This window comes from Deltaproteobacteria bacterium (assembly GCA_023382265.1).
Lineage (GTDB): Bacteria > JAMCPX01 > JAMCPX01 > JAMCPX01 > JAMCPX01 > JAMCPX01.
The window spans coordinates 1-15,160 of the sequence record JAMCPX010000026.1 but is presented as its reverse complement, the minus strand read 5'-3'; the positions used below and the strand labels follow the sequence as shown (position 1 = coordinate 15,160).

The window sequence follows — 15,160 nt, the reverse complement described above, 5'->3', positions numbered from 1 at the left end:
AATGGATAAAGATATGCTTAACAGATTTGTTGTGATAACCGTTGCACTCTTTTCTGCAGCCGTATTCTCAGGCTGCAGCGGCAGCGGGAAATCTGCTGCTGCAAAAGCACTGCATACCGATGGTCAATGGCTTAAGGATCAATACGGTAGGGTTGTTATCTTAAGAGGCATAAATGCAGGAGGTGACAGCAAGATACCTCCGTTCATACCGTTTACATCAGAAACAAGTGCTCAACAGATCAAAAACTGGGGAATGAATTTCGTAAGATACGTCACAGTGTGGGAGGCACTTGAACCGACAGAAGGTGTTTACAATACGGCATATCTTGACGATATGAGCCAGCGTGTAAACTGGCTTACATCAAAGGGCATATATGTCTTTATTGATATGCACCAGGACCTTTTTACAAGGGGATTCTGCGGAGACGGAGCACCTCAATGGGCTGCAACAGGTGACCCTTCTCAACTTTCTGTACCTTACCCTTCATGCGGGCAAAACTGGTTTTTGAACTATCTGTCACCACCCGTTATGCAGTCATTTACCAGGTTCTGGACGGATACTACTTTGCAGTCGCATTTTATCAATGCGTTCAAATTGATTGCCAGTAAATTCAAGAACAACAATATGGTTGTAGGCTATGAGATATTCAATGAGCCGTGGAATGGATATTTTACTGTTTCAACTTTTGAGCAGGATTATCTTGCTCCATTTTATCAGAAGGTCATTGACGCTATAAGACCGGTGGACCCGGGCGCTATAATCTTTTTTGAGCCTTATGTATTTTACGGCGATCTTGGGCAGCAGAGTAACTTTCCGAAGCTATACGATTCAAATATTGTTTATGCACCTCATTACTATGTTCCGGGAACCTTAACAGGGGCTGCGATTACAAACAGCATTGATCAGGCTTTAACACTTGTTCAGCAAAAGGCACAGCAGCTCGGCACACCTGTCATACTCGGTGAGTTCGGCGGAGCCACAGACATTGTGATTCAGAGCTACTATAACATGCTGGACAAACATCTGATGGGAGGAACAATCTGGGACTATGCAGTAAAGGATACATGGAATAATGAAGGCGCCAGCCTTGTTAACCCCGACATGAGTCAAAAACCTTATGTAAACGCTCTTATAAGACCTTACCCGATGGCAATAGCAGGTATCCCTACACTAATAAACTTCAGTCCGGCTACAGAAGATTTCAGACTGGAATTTAACGAAAATGGCATTACTGCACCAACGGTTATATACATACCTCCGGAGGTTTATCAAACAGGTATTTCTGTTCAGATCAGTGACGGCATTTATAATACGGATACCTCCTCAAACGAGCTATATTTTACAACCACTGGCAGCGTGCAGAAGCACTGGATCCAGATTATCCCTGCGATATAGCTACATCATTAAAAAAAACATTGACTTAATAGAAACACTTTTATATTCATTGCAGATAAATAATTTATGAAATTAAACTTCAGCAATAACATTTTAATCATGGGGTATGGTGCTGTTTCTCAATGCACACTTCCAATCCTTCTCGACCACATAGATGTACCGAGGGGAAAAATAACCATTATTGACTTTGCGGATAAATCTTCTAAGTTGAAATCATTTACAGACACAGGAATAAAATTTGTGCATAAAAAAATAACGCCTGAAAATCTGACATCGGTTTTGGATACCTATGCAGGTAAAAACGGGTTAATTGTTGATCTGGCATGGAATATAGAAACGGCAGACACATTAACATGGTGTCATAATAATAATGCACTGTACGTAGATACCTCTATTGAATTATGGGACCCCTATAAAAACCAGGATATTTTTGAAAAAACCCTTTACCGGAGGCAGATGAAGATAAAAGAGCTGAAAAACGAATTCGGGGATTCCGCAACGGCAATTCTGGACCATGGAGCAAATCCGGGATTAATTTCTCACTTTACAAAACAAGGATTAATCGATATCGCAGATGAGATTGTGAAAGATAAAAAGTTTTCAGGGGTATTGCTTGAAGAATTATCAAGCTATAAAAAAGCGAAAGATTTCCCCAATTTAGCACGGGTACTCGGAGTCAAGGTAATTCATTGCAGCGAAAGAGACACACAAATAACGAATAGGCCGAAAGAGGTTGATGAATTTGTGAATACCTGGAGTATAGAGGGTTTTAGAGAGGAAGGTATAGCACCGGCTGAAATGGGCTGGGGAACTCATGAAAAAAAGCTTCCGCCGCTTGCATTTGAAGCGCCGTATGGTCCAAAAAACCAGATATTCGTGGCTCAGATGGGAATGAACACGAGTATTAAATCGTTTGTGCCTGAAGTTGGACCGATTGAAGGTATGATAATAAGACATGGAGAGGCATTTGGAATTTCAGACAGGCTGACCGTCCGTGATAAAGAGGGTAATCCAATCTACAGACCGACAGTACATTATGCCTATATGCCCTGCCATGAGGCAATAGTGTCACTTGCTGAATTAAGGGCAAGGAATTATGAATTACAGCCAAAATTGAGAATAATGACCGATGAGATTATCTCAGGTAAGGATATCCTGGGGGCATTGTTAATGGGTCATCTCTACAATTCATGGTGGACAGGTTCAATCTTAAGCATTGGAGAAACAAGAAGACTCGCACCGGGACAGAACGCAACAACTCTTCAGGTGGCAGCCGGGGTTGTTTCAGCGGTAAGGTACATGATCGAAAATCCCAGGAGGGGAATTCTTATTCCGGATGATATTCCTCATGATTATATCTTAACCATAGCAAAGCCTTATCTCGGCGAACTGCACTCAATGCCATATGACTGGAATCCTCTGAAAAGCAGGACTATCTTCTTTAAAGAAAACCAGAGTCATAGTGTAGACGGAGATCCGTGGCAATTCGAATGCTTTAGAACTCTGCCTTGAAACATGGATAGAAAAACTATTAAAAAGTTGGCTCAGGAGAACGGGACTCCACTCCTGATAATAGATCACGAGCAGATAAGAAAAAACTATCTGGAATTCAGGGAAAGACTCCCCAGGGTCCAGATTTATTATGCAATAAAGGCAAACTCCGACCCTGAAATAATAAAAACATTATTGAAACTCGGTTCAAGCTTTGATGTTGCTTCTCTCAATGAATTTAACTTGATTTTTGATCTGGTAAAACATCTTGAGCCGAGAGAGCTGCAGAATTTTATCTGGAACAATATCATCTATGCAAATCCCGTAAAAAACCAGGATTCACTGCACGTTTTAAATTTATACAAACCGCTCTTAACCTATGACAGTATCGAAGAAATGAAAAAGATAAAAATACACTCTCCGGATGCCGGGCTATTATTGAGGATAAAAATATCGGACGAAGGTTCTGTCGTAAAATTCTCCAATAAATTCGGAATTGAACCGGAACAAGCCATAGACTTGATAAAAAAGACAATAGAAGACGGCATGACCGTTGAGGGAATAAGTTTTCATGCAGGGAGCCAGTGCAATCAGCCAAAGAATTTTGTAAGGGCGTTAAGAACTATTTCTGAAATCTTCAAGGAAGCGGAATCAAAAGGTTATGCGATTGGAGAGACCGTAACAAAGGGATATCCTATAAAGATTGTGGATATTGGAGGAGGTTTCCCGGTAAAATACAACGGGGATGAGCAGTCTTTTGAAGGACTGGCCAATATAATAAATAAAGAGATTGATAGATTGTTTTCAAAAGATAAAGTATTACTGCTCGCAGAACCTGGAAGATTTTTAGTTGCAAATGCGGGAACAGAGGTTGCGGGTGTCGTACTGGCGAAACACTCAACAAATCCTTTTTCGTATTATATAGATGATGGGGTGTATCATACCTTTTCCGCATTAATTTATGATCATATTCCAATAACGGTAAGAGCGGTTAAAGACGGTGAACCCAAAGAATGCAGGTTGTTTGGTCCGACGTGTGACGGATTGGATACCCTCTCGGAGAATGAATACATTCACAATACAGGAAAGATTTTCCTGCCCAGTTTAAACGACGGAGATCTCGTTTATACGGAAAACATGGGCGCTTATACAACAGCCTCTTCAACAAATTTCAACGGAATGCCTCCCGCAAAGGTCATCCATATTAATCTATAAATCCGGTTTACCCCCCAGTTATAAAATTAGACCACCCGTAATAAGTTTACATCAGGCTATCACACAACAAATCTTTATTCTTGATAAAACATTATTTTAAGATTATATTCCCTCAGAAAATATGATCAAATAATTTCTTTTAAAAAGGAGAAAAAATGCCACACATAAACTGGATGCACCTGCATTTGATGTTGATCCATTTTCCTATTGCAGGCGTATTTTTTGGGTTTTTACTGTTCTCGGCAGGGTTATTGATGAAAAATAATGATGTTAAAAAGGTTAGTCTCGGGTTCTTTGTACTAATTGCCTTGATGACAATTCCTACATACGTAGCAGGACAGATGGCGGAAGATAGTATAAAGCCTTTACACCTTTCCAACGTGGATAACAAGTATATTGATCCGCATTGTGATGCGGCAACTGGTTCACTCATAACCATTGAAGTGATCGGTGCCGCATCCATTGTTGAATTGGAATTTATGCGCAGAAAAAAAAGGCTTTTACCATGGCTATTTAACAGCCTTATCATCCTATCAGTTATTGCTATAGGTTTTATAGCATGGACAGGAAACCTTGGGGGCGAAATCTGTCATCCGGAGGTTAGGCCCGGGTTCAAATATTTTGTAGCTCCCAATAGTGTACCTGCTAATCCTGTGTCGTCTCCACATAATCAATGATCATTTTAAAGTATGAATCTCGTATAAGCGGACAAACTTTCTTATTGCATGATGCGGGCTATATCGCCTGATGATTAAACCTAAAAAAAGGCATCCTGCTTTAAGCAGGATGCCTTTTAAATAGCTATTTGTTATAATCCGTTTAGAGCAATACTGTAAATCTTGTTTCAAACGCGAATACGCCGTCCGCACTCTTGGTCTGTCCTGCACTGTTTGTATAGTCAAATACATGACCTGGAATCAAATAGCCTGTCTCGAAGCCGAAAATAAACTTTTGTGATAATGTGAAATCCACACCAAGGTCTGCCTCATACCCGAGGTCCCTTGCAAGCTTAACTGCTGGAGGTGGACCTTGCCTGTTGGTTGCCAACCAAGCTAAACCTGCTGGAGAGTAGTTTGTAAAATCGTTTGTTTCAGCATACATGAGCTGAAGCTTTGCATTAAAGAAATCAGCAGGTACAAATTTTACCATAGGCGCAAAATATGTAAAATCATCCTTCAAAACTGATTGTGGTGGAATAGAAGTTTGAGGGTTGTTTAGACCACCCACCGCACTAAGTGTTGAGATCGTTGGATTTGGAAATGAGTTCGGGCCCGCAAGTCCTGTGTTGTTGAACAGGATTAAGCTTGAGTTGTAATCATTGCTGAACGGGTACGTCTCTATATAATCTGGTTTTGTTCCATTTGCAGGAGAGAAACCGATTTCCAAAATATAATCAAGCGGGTTTTGCGTGTATATGCCTCTCAATACTCCGCCCTGTGCATCCTTTACGGTTAATGTGGAAGTCCCTAATTGCTGTTGTAAAGCTGATGCTCCAGTGCTGCCTGCTGTAAACGGCATGAGAGATCCACTCATATAGAAATAATCCGCGAGTAACTTTAAATGCTCTGTAGGCTTTAGATCAGCATACAGTTCTGCATAGTTTATATTCTTCTTATAAAGATTCTGTTCTATATTGAGCAGCAGTAAAAACACCGTATAGTTTTTTGTCTTATAACCGGGAATAAACATGTACCAATCCTCATCGTCATAAGGATTGTTTATATTGCCCGATTTCATCTTTGCATAATCAAGTACTGTTACGAGCGGTCCATCTTTACCCATTGGCATTGTTGCAAACTGTATTTGGTCCGCTGTGTTGCCGTAGTATGCATCACCCCATTCATTTTTAAAACCATCACCATCATTGTAATTTACCCCGAGTCCAAATCCTAATGGCATACGGCCGATCGAGAAATTACCAATCGGTGAATGATACTCAAGCCATGCCCTTGTAAGATTAATATTCAGAAGTGCTGTACCATCGGGTGTTGTAACCGAAGGGTAATAATAAGCAGAGGTGTTGCTTGGATTACCGCTGTACACTGAATTACCAAGATCCACCTGAGTATTATCTCCCCATAATACATTATCAAGCATGTCTATCTGCGCATGTATGCTTATATCTTCATTCACATTTAGTATTGGATCAAGACGAAATCGCTGGATAAAATATGAGGTATTCTCAGAGTTCCGAGTCGCTATATTATGATAATAAATCTGCCTTACCCTGTAGTAACCACCGAATTCAAAATTGGACGCCTTAAGATCTGCAAAAGACGGTTTTGCGATAAACAAGAGACCTATCAAAGATGAAAACGCTACTGCGAGAAACATAACTTTTTTTAAATTTTTCATAGCCTTCCTCCTTTATTAAGATTATTATTATAAGAAATATTCAACTGTCAAGGAATGTTAAAATCTTTCCCGTCACCGGCTGTATTACTGTAAAACAATGAACCCAAATAATACAATGAGGAAGTTTGAATAATGGTGGAGATGAGGCGTACTGTTATTCAAATGGATTTCTATCAGAATGAAAAAAGCCCCCGGAGCAATAGAATGGTTGAAACAACAAATAGGATTAAATGGAGTTCAATGATGCAAATACAATAAACAGAACAGAAGTTGAAAAGGCATAGACAAACACCCTGTTCCTGAAGGCACCTTTTATCCGTTCATAAACCGGAATGAGGACGTAGAGAAAACCTTCATAGTCATCTAACCTTTAACCTTCAAAAATTATTGTATTCCGATTATATTTTTGGTTAAATAAATTATGGAGGATTTTGAATGGAAATAGATACTGACGATTTTCCAAGAATAACAAGGCTGCCGTACTATGTGTTTAATATAGTTAACGAGTTAAAGATGAAGGCAAGACATGCCGGAGAAGATATTATTGATCTTGGTATGGGTAATCCCGATCAACCAACGCCAAAGTACATCGTCAGCAAGTTGATCGAAGCAGCACAGAATGGAAAGAATCACAGGTATTCTGTTTCAAGAGGCATTGCTAAGCTTAGACTCGCTATATGCGACTGGTACAAACGCAATTATAATCTAAACTTCGATCCGGAAACAGAGGCAATCGTTACACTTGGTGCGAAAGAAGGCATTGCCCATCTTATGCTCGCCATGATTGATAAAGGTGATGTCGCAATAGTTCCAGGGCCTGCATACCCGATACATCCATACTCTGTTATTATCGCAGGAGGGGACGTCAGGTCGATTCCTCTTTCTTCAGATCAGACATTCTTTGATGAGCTTGAAAAAGTGATAAAGAATAATTGGCCAAAGCCAAAGCTGCTTATCATATCTTTCCCTAACAACCCTACCACTGCAGTTGTAGATCTTGCGTTTTTTGCAAAGGTTATTTCTTTTGCAAAAGAAAATAAGTTTTATGTGATTCATGATCTGGCTTACGCTGATCTTGTTTTTGATGGTTATAAGGCACCAAGCATACTTGAGATAGCAGGTGCAAAAGACATAGCAGTTGAATTTTTTTCATTATCAAAAAGTTATAACATGCCGGGCTGGAGGGTTGGTTTTGCAGTAGGTAATCAGAAGATGATATATGCTTTATCCAGGATAAAGAGCTATCTTGATTATGGAATGTTTCAGCCCATTCAAATAGCTGCAATCGCAGCATTAAACGGGCCTTATGAGCCTGTTAAAGAAATTGCCAATACCTATAAAATCCGTAGAGATACTCTTATAAGCGGGCTGGAGAGAATAGGATGGCATGTTGAGAAACCAAAGGCTACAATGTTTGTGTGGGCTCAAATCCCTGAACAACACAGGTCGTTAGGTTCACTCGAGTTCTCTAAATTACTTTTGACCGAAGGAAAAGTTGCAGCCTCCCCGGGTATAGGGTTCGGAGATTATGGAGAAGGATATGTCAGATTTTCACTTATTGAGAACGAAGAACGTATACAGCAGGCTGTAAGGGGGATAAAAAGGGTATTATAAAGTATGGAAAATGGTGTTTCTTCAAATAAAAAAGTCTTAAAACCATTGACATCGGTTACATAAAAACAAGATATTATTTGAGATTCATAGACAAATTGAAGGTTGTAAAATGAAATACATAATTATAGGATAGAGGAAGAGGTTATATGATATGAGCATTTATAGAGGCGTAATAAGAAAATACAGACAGTTTCTGCCTGAGATAGAAGAAGAAAATATAGTAACGATAAACGAGGGGAATACACCTCTTGTTGAGGCAAAAAACCTGAGCTCTTTTATTAATCCATCCCTTCATATATATCTTAAGTATGAAGGTTTAAATCCCACAGGCTCATTCAAAGACAGGGGCATGACATTAGCCGTATCAATGGCAAAAAAACAAAACTCACGTGCTGTTATATGCGCGTCAACGGGTAATACATCTGCATCAGCAGCAGCTTATGCAGCATCGGCAGGCATGAAGGCTTATGTCATTATACCGGAAGGCAAAATAGCACTTGGTAAACTATCCCAGGCTATTGTTCATGGTGCCAAAGTCATACAGATAAAGGGCAATTTTGATGATGCCCTTAAAATAGTAAAAGAGATCTCGGATAAATACCCGGTAACACTTGTAAACTCGCTTAACCCTTACAGGTTAGAAGGACAAAAAACAGCCGCATTCGAGGTGTGCGAACAGTTATCAAAGGTACCCGATTACCATATCCTGCCGGTAGGGAATGCGGGTAATATTACTGCATACTGGATGGGTTATAAAGAATACAGACTTCAAGATTACATAGATAAAACACCGATAATGGTCGGCTTTCAGGCGGACGGCGCTGCACCGATAGTAAGAGGCTATCCAATAAAAAATCCAGAGACCATTGCAACAGCAATAAGAATAGGTAATCCGGCAAGCTGGAAAAAAGCTGAACAAGCAAGAGATGAGTCGGGCGGTATAATAGATATGGTATCCGATAAGGAGATACTTGAGGCGTACAAGCTTATAGCAAGTATGGAGGGTGTGTTTTGTGAACCGGCATCAGCAGCCTCTATTGCCGGATTAATAAAAATGAATCTTCGCGGTTATTTTAAGCCCGATGCATTTATTGTATGTACACTTACCGGACATGGGCTAAAGGATCCCAACACCGCTTTAAAAGCATTCCATGAACCTATTGTAGTTCAGCCTTCAATCGAAGAAGTGCTAAAGGTAATGGGGCTCTAATACAATAAAAACCTCTCCATAGTTATGACATTTTTTGGATAATCAGCATAAAATACTTTTTATCTTTCTAACAACCTCCAGCTGATCCTCCTCGGTTAATTCGGGATACAGCGGAAGGCTTAACACCTCTTTCGCCGCAAGCTCTGCCTCCTTAAAACTGCCCTTTTTATATCCAAGATACTTAAATGCGGGCTGCTGATGAAGAGGTATGGGGTAATAAACCTCTGTTCCAATTCCCATTTTCAGCAGCTCTTCCCTTACCTTATCTCGGTCTTTTATCCTTATCGTATACTGATGGAACACGTGTGTATGATCATCGGACATTTCCGGCAGCCCAACTGCTTCACCGCATCCTTCTGATATAAACTTCTCATTATAATGTTTTGCAATCTCAATTCTCGCGTGATTCCATTGCTCGATAAACTCGATTTTTATAGAAAGCACAACCGCCTGAATGGCATCGAGTCTGCTGTTTATGCCGAAATATTTGTGAACGTACCTCTGAGCAGAACCATGAACCCTTAGCATTTTTAACAGATCTGCCGACTTATCATTGTTTGTTACAACCATGCCTCCATCACCTGCACCACCGAGATTTTTGGTCGGATAGAATGAGAAACATCCGATATCGCCAATGGCCCCTGCTTTTCTATACCCGTTGTCATAAGATACCCTTGCACCAAAAGCCTGTGCGGCATCTTCAATAACGCATACCCTGTATTTCTTTGCAAGCTTCATAATTCCCTGCATATCGGCGGATCTGCCGTAGAGATGAACGGGTAATATGGCTTTTACGTTTTTATGCTTTTTTAATGCCGCTTCTACAGCATCTATTGAGATGTTGAATGTTACGGGGTCTATATCCACAAAAACAGGAACCGCATTCAGCCTGACTATCTGGGATGCGGTCGCAAAGAATGTGAACGGGGTTGTTATGACACTGTCTCCCTTACCGATACCAATGGCCATAAGCGCAAGATAGATAGCATCGGAACCCGACGCAACACCTATTGCGTGTTTCACACCCAGATAAGACTCGGATGCCTTTTCGAATTCGTTTACATAATTGCCGAGTACAAACTGCTGTGTTTCAAAAACCTGCCTCAGCCTTTGCATGATCCTGTCATTAAGCAAAGCATAATGTTTTGAAAGATCCAATTGTTTGATCATATTTCACTCCCTTTTTTTAATGTTCTTAACCATAATTCAAGTGTAAGGATCAACCATAGTTTTAAACCATGATCAGCCATACCTTTTTGGTGTTCTTCATATAAACGATTTACAGCTTCCCTGTTTAGATAATTATATATCTCGGATGTGTTTGAATTAAGATATTCAGCGGTATAATCTTTTAAACTGCCTCTGAACCAAGCACCGAGGGGGACACCAAATCCCATCTTTCTCCTGTGTTGTATTTGCCGCGGCAGTATATCTTTAAATGTGTGCTTAAGTACATATTTCGTCTTTATAAAGTTTAATTTAAGTTTATCGGGCAGTGTGAATGCATATTCGATCAAACCTGTATCAAGAAAGGGTGATCTGCTTTCAAGGCTGTTTGCCATTGCCATACGATCCATTTTTATAAGCAGATCATCGGGCAGGTATGTTTTAAAATTTATGTACAAAAGCTGCGTTAACGGGCTTGCATGCTCAATACCCTTAATATGGCTGCCAAAGTATGAGAGTATTTCCTCTTTATAATCCCTGTACAGCAGTTCCGGTTTAACAAAGGTATTTATTGCATCCAATCTTATGTATGAGATCCAATCAAGATAGCGTTGTATGAACGGGTATTTGAGCTCTTTAAGGAATTTTTTTATGCGGGAAGGTATTGCCCTTTCTCTTTTTTGTGCAGGTATTAAAAATGAAAAATCATAAAACATGCCGCGGAGCAGTCCGGGCATTGACTCTGACATTGAACCCGCTATAAACCTCTGATAGCCCGCAAACATCTCATCACCGCCGTCCCCATTCAAAGCTACAGTAACATACCGCCTTGTAAGCTGAGAAACGATGTATGTCGGGATTGCAGAAGCATCTCCAAAAGGTTCGTCATAATGGTACAGAAGTTTGTCTATGAGATCGATCGCTGATGGTGTTACAACAAATGAATGATGATCTGTCAAAAACCTCTTTGCAACAATATAAGCATACGCCGTTTCATCGTAGTCTGGGTCCTCTGAAAATCCGATTGAAAATGTCTTGACAGGCTCGTTCATAAACTTACTCATTATGCCTGTTACAATACTTGAATCCACACCACCGCTTAAAAATGCGCCGAGAGGCACGTCAGATATAAGTCTTTTCTTAACAGCATCCGCCAATTTCAATCTCAGCATGGGATCGTCTTTTGATGTATGTACGGGATTAGATGAGACATCATTTATGCGGGATTTTAATGACCAGTACTCTTTTATAACAAGGCTTCCATTTTGTTTGTTTACCATGTAATGTGCAGGATCAAGCCTGTATATGCCCTTATAAAAGGTTTGTGCAGGCATTGTGTAGCCATAAACGAGATACGATGGAATCGCATGCTCATTCATAATTATCTCATGCCTTTCAAGAAACTTTAATACCGCCTTGATCTCAGAGCCAAAGATCAATTTGTGCGAATCTTTATAATAATAAACAGGCTTTTTGCCTGTCCTGTCCCTTGCAATAATAATCTTATGGGCTTTTTTATCGTATATAGCAAAAGCAAACATGCCATCAAGCATTGAAATGGCATCTTCACCATACTGTTCATAAAGGTGGACAATCACCTCCGTATCGCTGTTTGAAACGAAGCTATGCCTATGACCTAATTGCGCCCTTAGATTCTGAAAATTGTATATCTCTCCATTAAATACAATCCATACATCTTTATTCTCATTTGTCATTGGCTGATTCGCCGATGCGGATAAATCTATGATAGCCAATCTTCTATGCCCAAGACCAACCCTGGGTATTGATTCATTATCAATATATACATCCCCTGCATCAGGCCCCCTGTGCTTGAGTACATCGGTTGCCTCAATCAGTTCCTCCTTGTTTACCTTTTTATTGTCAAATAATATTATGCCTGCGATACCGCACATTATATCCGTCCAAGCATGTAATAGCCCAATATCTTTATACACTCCATCAATTCGAATCTGCCCTCTCTTATTCTTTCATATACAGCGTAATGAATTGATTCCGGCTTGCTTGAGGCGCAGTTATAGATCTTAATGCCTGTTCCTTTAAATATTTTTTTTGCAACAAGGTAAGCTCTTAACTGATGATACGGTGATGTAACAATCAGTATTGATTGAAATCCATGTTTTAAAATAATGGGTTTTGAAAATAAAAAATTTTCATAAGTGTTTTGTGCATGAGGCTCTATGAGAATTGCATTTTTCGGTATCTTAAAATGCAATGCTATCTTTGATAAGAACTCTGCGCTGTCTCCGCCAAACCCATATCCTGTAAAGATTATATAGGGGGCGTAGCCCTGTTTGAATAGTTTTATAGCTTCTTCTGTTCTCGGATAATATGGCTCCGAATCACCGCTTAAAACAATAATTGTGTCTGCTTTATGCGGTGTACTGGAAATGTAAAGTAATCTGCCGATAAGCGGCAGGCTTAAAATTGGCATTATAAATAAAAACAATGCCACTATGGCTACTCTAATAATTGTCCGTTTCATAATTATTCTTATACAGTAAATAATAAAATCAGTCTATGGACTTTTATATTTCGTAAGGCTATACGGTTCAAGACTGTCACGGAATATCATTTATATATGATAACCTGGAAATCTCCAGTTTGTAATATATTAAATTCATTGGACATTGGAATGAGTTAAATATAACAAAACAGGAATTTTTAAATTCTCGGGCACCCTGTTGACTTTGTATATAATAAGAATGTAATAGGGCATCTATGGAAGAAGGCTAAGTTTGGAGAGTTACACAGGGAGTATAACCGTATGAATAAGAAGCAAAAAATCATTATTATTACAGGGCCAACAGCTACGGGTAAAACCGAGATAGGCATAGAACTTGCTTTAAAATATAATGGGAGAATCGTCAATTGTGATTCAAGGCAGGTGTATCGATATATGGATATAGGAACCGCGAAACCCTATAAAGAGCAATTGGCTATGATACAACATTATATGATAGATATTATAACACCGTCTGAATATTTCAGTGTTGCTAAATATATTGAAATGGCAGACGAACATATAAAATCAATTTCAAATAATGGCTTTATCCCGTTCATAGTCGGAGGAACAGGACTGTACATAAAAGCATTGGTTTACGGCATTGCAGGAGTGCCTTACATCAGCCCTGAAATTCGAAATGGATTAAAAGAGGAGCAAAGGCTCTACGGTAACAAGTTTCTCTATAACAGGTTAAAGGCGGTAGATCCGGAAGATTCGGTACACATAAAGCCTAATGACTCGTATAGAATAATAAGGGCGCTTGAGATCTTTGATGCTACTGGTATAACAATGCATACGTATCTCAAAGAGCATGGCTTTTCTGATAAAAGGTACGATTATCTGTATATCGTACTTTATTATGCTGATAAACTAGCTCACATCTCTGCCATTGAAAACAGGGTTGATGGCATGATCAACAGAGGTCTTATAGACGAAGCCGGGTGGCTGACAGATAATGGTTATGGAGCAGATTTGCCGTCAATGAAGACAGTGGGGTATAAGGAAATGATAGCATACCTTGAGGGTATATTTGATAAAGATACTGCAATAAATTTAATAAAGCAGCATACAAAGGCTTATGTAAAAAGGCAGATCACATGGTTTAAAGCCGTGAAAGATGCTATATGGATAGATGTAAGAACTGATCGGCAAAGGTTGGACGGCTTGATAGACAGGTTTGTATATGCCAAAGACACATAAAGGTACAATAGAAAGGCTTAACAGGAAGAATAAAGAGCTTACTTTACTTTATGAAGTAAGTAAACAGCTCGCATTCACTATTGATTTAAACAAATCCATTAGTTCTACTTTAAAATTAATCGTATCGTATCTTGAAATGAATAAGATAATGCTTGCCGTCTATGAACAGCAAACGAAGGAGTTTGTGGTTGAGTACTCTTATGGTGTGTCATACGAGGAAAAAGAGAAAGCAAGATATAAGGTAGGTGAGGGTATAATAGGTAAAGTGGGTAAGAGCGGTACGCCGATTGTCATTCCTGATATAAAAGATGAACCAATGTTCATAAATAAAATGGGTAAAGAGCTTAAGCGGGGCATGAACTCATTTGTTGCAGTACCGGTTAATGTAGATAAAAAGGTAGTTGCAGTTCTTGGTGCAGAAAGGCAATTTACGGATAATACTTCTTTTGAAGAAGATGTTAATTTACTTTCCATGATTGCAACGCTTATAGGATTGGCTATAAAGTTAAATCAAACCATAGAGAAACAGCGTCAGGAAATGGAACATGAGAAGATGGAGTTGCTTAATGAACTTAAATCAAAATACCGCCCGGGAAATATAATAGGTATAAGTCCGCGCATAGAGGAGGTATTCGAGATTATAGATAAAGTGAGCGTCGGCTCTGCTACCATTCTTATAAGAGGGGAGAGCGGCACGGGTAAAGAGCTTGTTGCAAAAGCGATACATTTCCATAGCCCGAGAGCATCCAAACCATTTGTAAAAATTAACTGTGCAGCATTGCCGGAAACATTGTTAGAGAGCGAGCTGTTTGGCTATGAGAGGGGCGCTTTTACCGGTGCAAACGAGCTGAAAAAAGGAAGATTTGAATTTGCTAACGAGGGAACCATATTCCTTGATGAAATCGGAGAATTGACACCATCCACTCAGGCAAAACTTTTAAGAGTTCTACAGGAAAGACAGTTTGAAAGGCAGATCACATGGTTTAAA

General features: G+C 39.6%; 11 protein-coding genes and 2 pseudogenes. 9 read left to right on the top strand and 4 right to left on the bottom strand.

Translation table 11 applies throughout. The annotated features are described in order from the left end of the window. Position 1 precedes the first annotated feature (1 nt). From M1381_05100 to M1381_05085, 4 genes are all read left to right on the top strand, one after another. Positions 2-1,396: a cellulase family glycosylhydrolase gene (locus M1381_05100; protein MCL4478463.1), complete on the top strand. Its 1,395-nt coding sequence runs from the start codon at positions 2-4 to the stop codon at positions 1,394-1,396. 66 nt (positions 1,397-1,462) lie between these two features. Continuing rightward, complete coding sequence (locus tag M1381_05095; GenBank protein MCL4478462.1) at positions 1,463-2,908, top strand: saccharopine dehydrogenase NADP-binding domain-containing protein; 1,446 nt, start codon at positions 1,463-1,465, stop codon at positions 2,906-2,908. 3 nt (positions 2,909-2,911) lie between these two features. Beyond that, a complete protein-coding gene (locus tag M1381_05090; protein ID MCL4478461.1) occupies positions 2,912-4,102 on the top strand; it encodes a type III PLP-dependent enzyme in 1,191 nt (396 codons plus the stop codon). A gap of 155 nt (positions 4,103-4,257) precedes the next feature. Next, positions 4,258-4,779 (top strand): hypothetical protein, encoded by a 522-nt coding sequence (locus tag M1381_05085; protein ID MCL4478460.1) that lies wholly within the window; start codon positions 4,258-4,260, stop codon positions 4,777-4,779. A gap of 142 nt (positions 4,780-4,921) precedes the next feature. On the opposite strand, the gene M1381_05080 is transcribed toward M1381_05085, so the two are convergent. Beyond that, a complete protein-coding gene (locus M1381_05080; protein MCL4478459.1) occupies positions 4,922-6,457 on the bottom strand; it encodes a hypothetical protein in 1,536 nt (511 codons plus the stop codon). Between the two features lie 435 nt (positions 6,458-6,892). Between M1381_05080 and alaC the strand changes: the two genes are divergently transcribed. Together alaC and thrC are read left to right on the top strand one after the other, a co-directional pair. Next, entirely contained in the window at positions 6,893-8,071 is a 1,179-nt protein-coding gene (alaC, locus tag M1381_05075) for an alanine transaminase (protein MCL4478458.1), read from the top strand. Between the two features lie 151 nt (positions 8,072-8,222). Continuing rightward, a complete protein-coding gene (thrC, locus tag M1381_05070; GenBank protein ID MCL4478457.1) occupies positions 8,223-9,281 on the top strand; it encodes a threonine synthase in 1,059 nt (352 codons plus the stop codon). A gap of 42 nt (positions 9,282-9,323) precedes the next feature. Here the strand turns inward: thrC and M1381_05065 are convergent, their stop codons facing one another. Genes M1381_05065 through M1381_05055 form a run of 3 tightly spaced genes read right to left on the bottom strand, consistent with a single transcriptional unit; the run spans position 9,324 to position 12,951 of the window. Then, positions 9,324-10,451: a DegT/DnrJ/EryC1/StrS family aminotransferase gene (locus M1381_05065; protein ID MCL4478456.1), complete on the bottom strand. Its 1,128-nt coding sequence runs from the start codon at positions 10,449-10,451 to the stop codon at positions 9,324-9,326. Next, on the bottom strand, positions 10,448-12,361 hold the full coding sequence (asnB, locus tag M1381_05060) for an asparagine synthase (glutamine-hydrolyzing) (GenBank protein ID MCL4478455.1): 1,914 nt from the start codon (positions 12,359-12,361) through the stop codon (positions 10,448-10,450). The genes M1381_05065 and asnB overlap by 4 nt, the downstream gene beginning before the upstream one ends. Continuing rightward, on the bottom strand, positions 12,361-12,951 hold the full coding sequence (locus M1381_05055) for a YdcF family protein (protein ID MCL4478454.1): 591 nt from the start codon (positions 12,949-12,951) through the stop codon (positions 12,361-12,363). The genes asnB and M1381_05055 overlap by 1 nt, the downstream gene beginning before the upstream one ends. 282 nt (positions 12,952-13,233) lie before the next feature. Here M1381_05055 and miaA point away from each other — a divergent pair, with 282 nt between their 5' ends. The 3 genes and pseudogenes from miaA (at position 13,234) to M1381_05040 (ending at position 15,160) form a co-directional block, all read left to right on the top strand. Beyond that, positions 13,234-14,172, top strand: a complete 939-nt coding sequence (gene miaA / locus M1381_05050; protein ID MCL4478453.1) for a tRNA (adenosine(37)-N6)-dimethylallyltransferase MiaA — start codon at positions 13,234-13,236, stop codon at positions 14,170-14,172. A gap of 136 nt (positions 14,173-14,308) precedes the next feature. Next, positions 14,309-14,614, top strand: a pseudogene (locus M1381_05045) (GAF domain-containing protein). 126 nt (positions 14,615-14,740) lie between these two features. Continuing rightward, a pseudogene (locus tag M1381_05040) lies at positions 14,741-15,160 on the top strand (sigma-54 factor interaction domain-containing protein).

Bases quoted from the DNA above. Each gene is read 5' to 3' on its own strand.
- M1381_05100 (MCL4478463.1), top strand. From the start codon at position 2: ATGGATAAAGATATGCTTAACAGATTTGTTGTGATAACCGTTGCACTC.
- M1381_05095 (MCL4478462.1), top strand. From the start codon at position 1,463: ATGAAATTAAACTTCAGCAATAACATTTTAATCATGGGGTATGGTGCT.
- M1381_05090 (MCL4478461.1), top strand. From the start codon at position 2,912: ATGGATAGAAAAACTATTAAAAAGTTGGCTCAGGAGAACGGGACTCCA.
- M1381_05085 (MCL4478460.1), top strand. From the start codon at position 4,258: ATGCCACACATAAACTGGATGCACCTGCATTTGATGTTGATCCATTTT.
- M1381_05080 (MCL4478459.1), bottom strand. From the start codon at position 6,457: ATGAAAAATTTAAAAAAAGTTATGTTTCTCGCAGTAGCGTTTTCATCT.
- alaC (MCL4478458.1), top strand. From the start codon at position 6,893: ATGGAAATAGATACTGACGATTTTCCAAGAATAACAAGGCTGCCGTAC.
- thrC (MCL4478457.1), top strand. From the start codon at position 8,223: ATGAGCATTTATAGAGGCGTAATAAGAAAATACAGACAGTTTCTGCCT.
- M1381_05065 (MCL4478456.1), bottom strand. From the start codon at position 10,451: ATGATCAAACAATTGGATCTTTCAAAACATTATGCTTTGCTTAATGAC.
- asnB (MCL4478455.1), bottom strand. From the start codon at position 12,361: ATGTGCGGTATCGCAGGCATAATATTATTTGACAATAAAAAGGTAAAC.
- M1381_05055 (MCL4478454.1), bottom strand. From the start codon at position 12,951: ATGAAACGGACAATTATTAGAGTAGCCATAGTGGCATTGTTTTTATTT.
- miaA (MCL4478453.1), top strand. From the start codon at position 13,234: ATGAATAAGAAGCAAAAAATCATTATTATTACAGGGCCAACAGCTACG.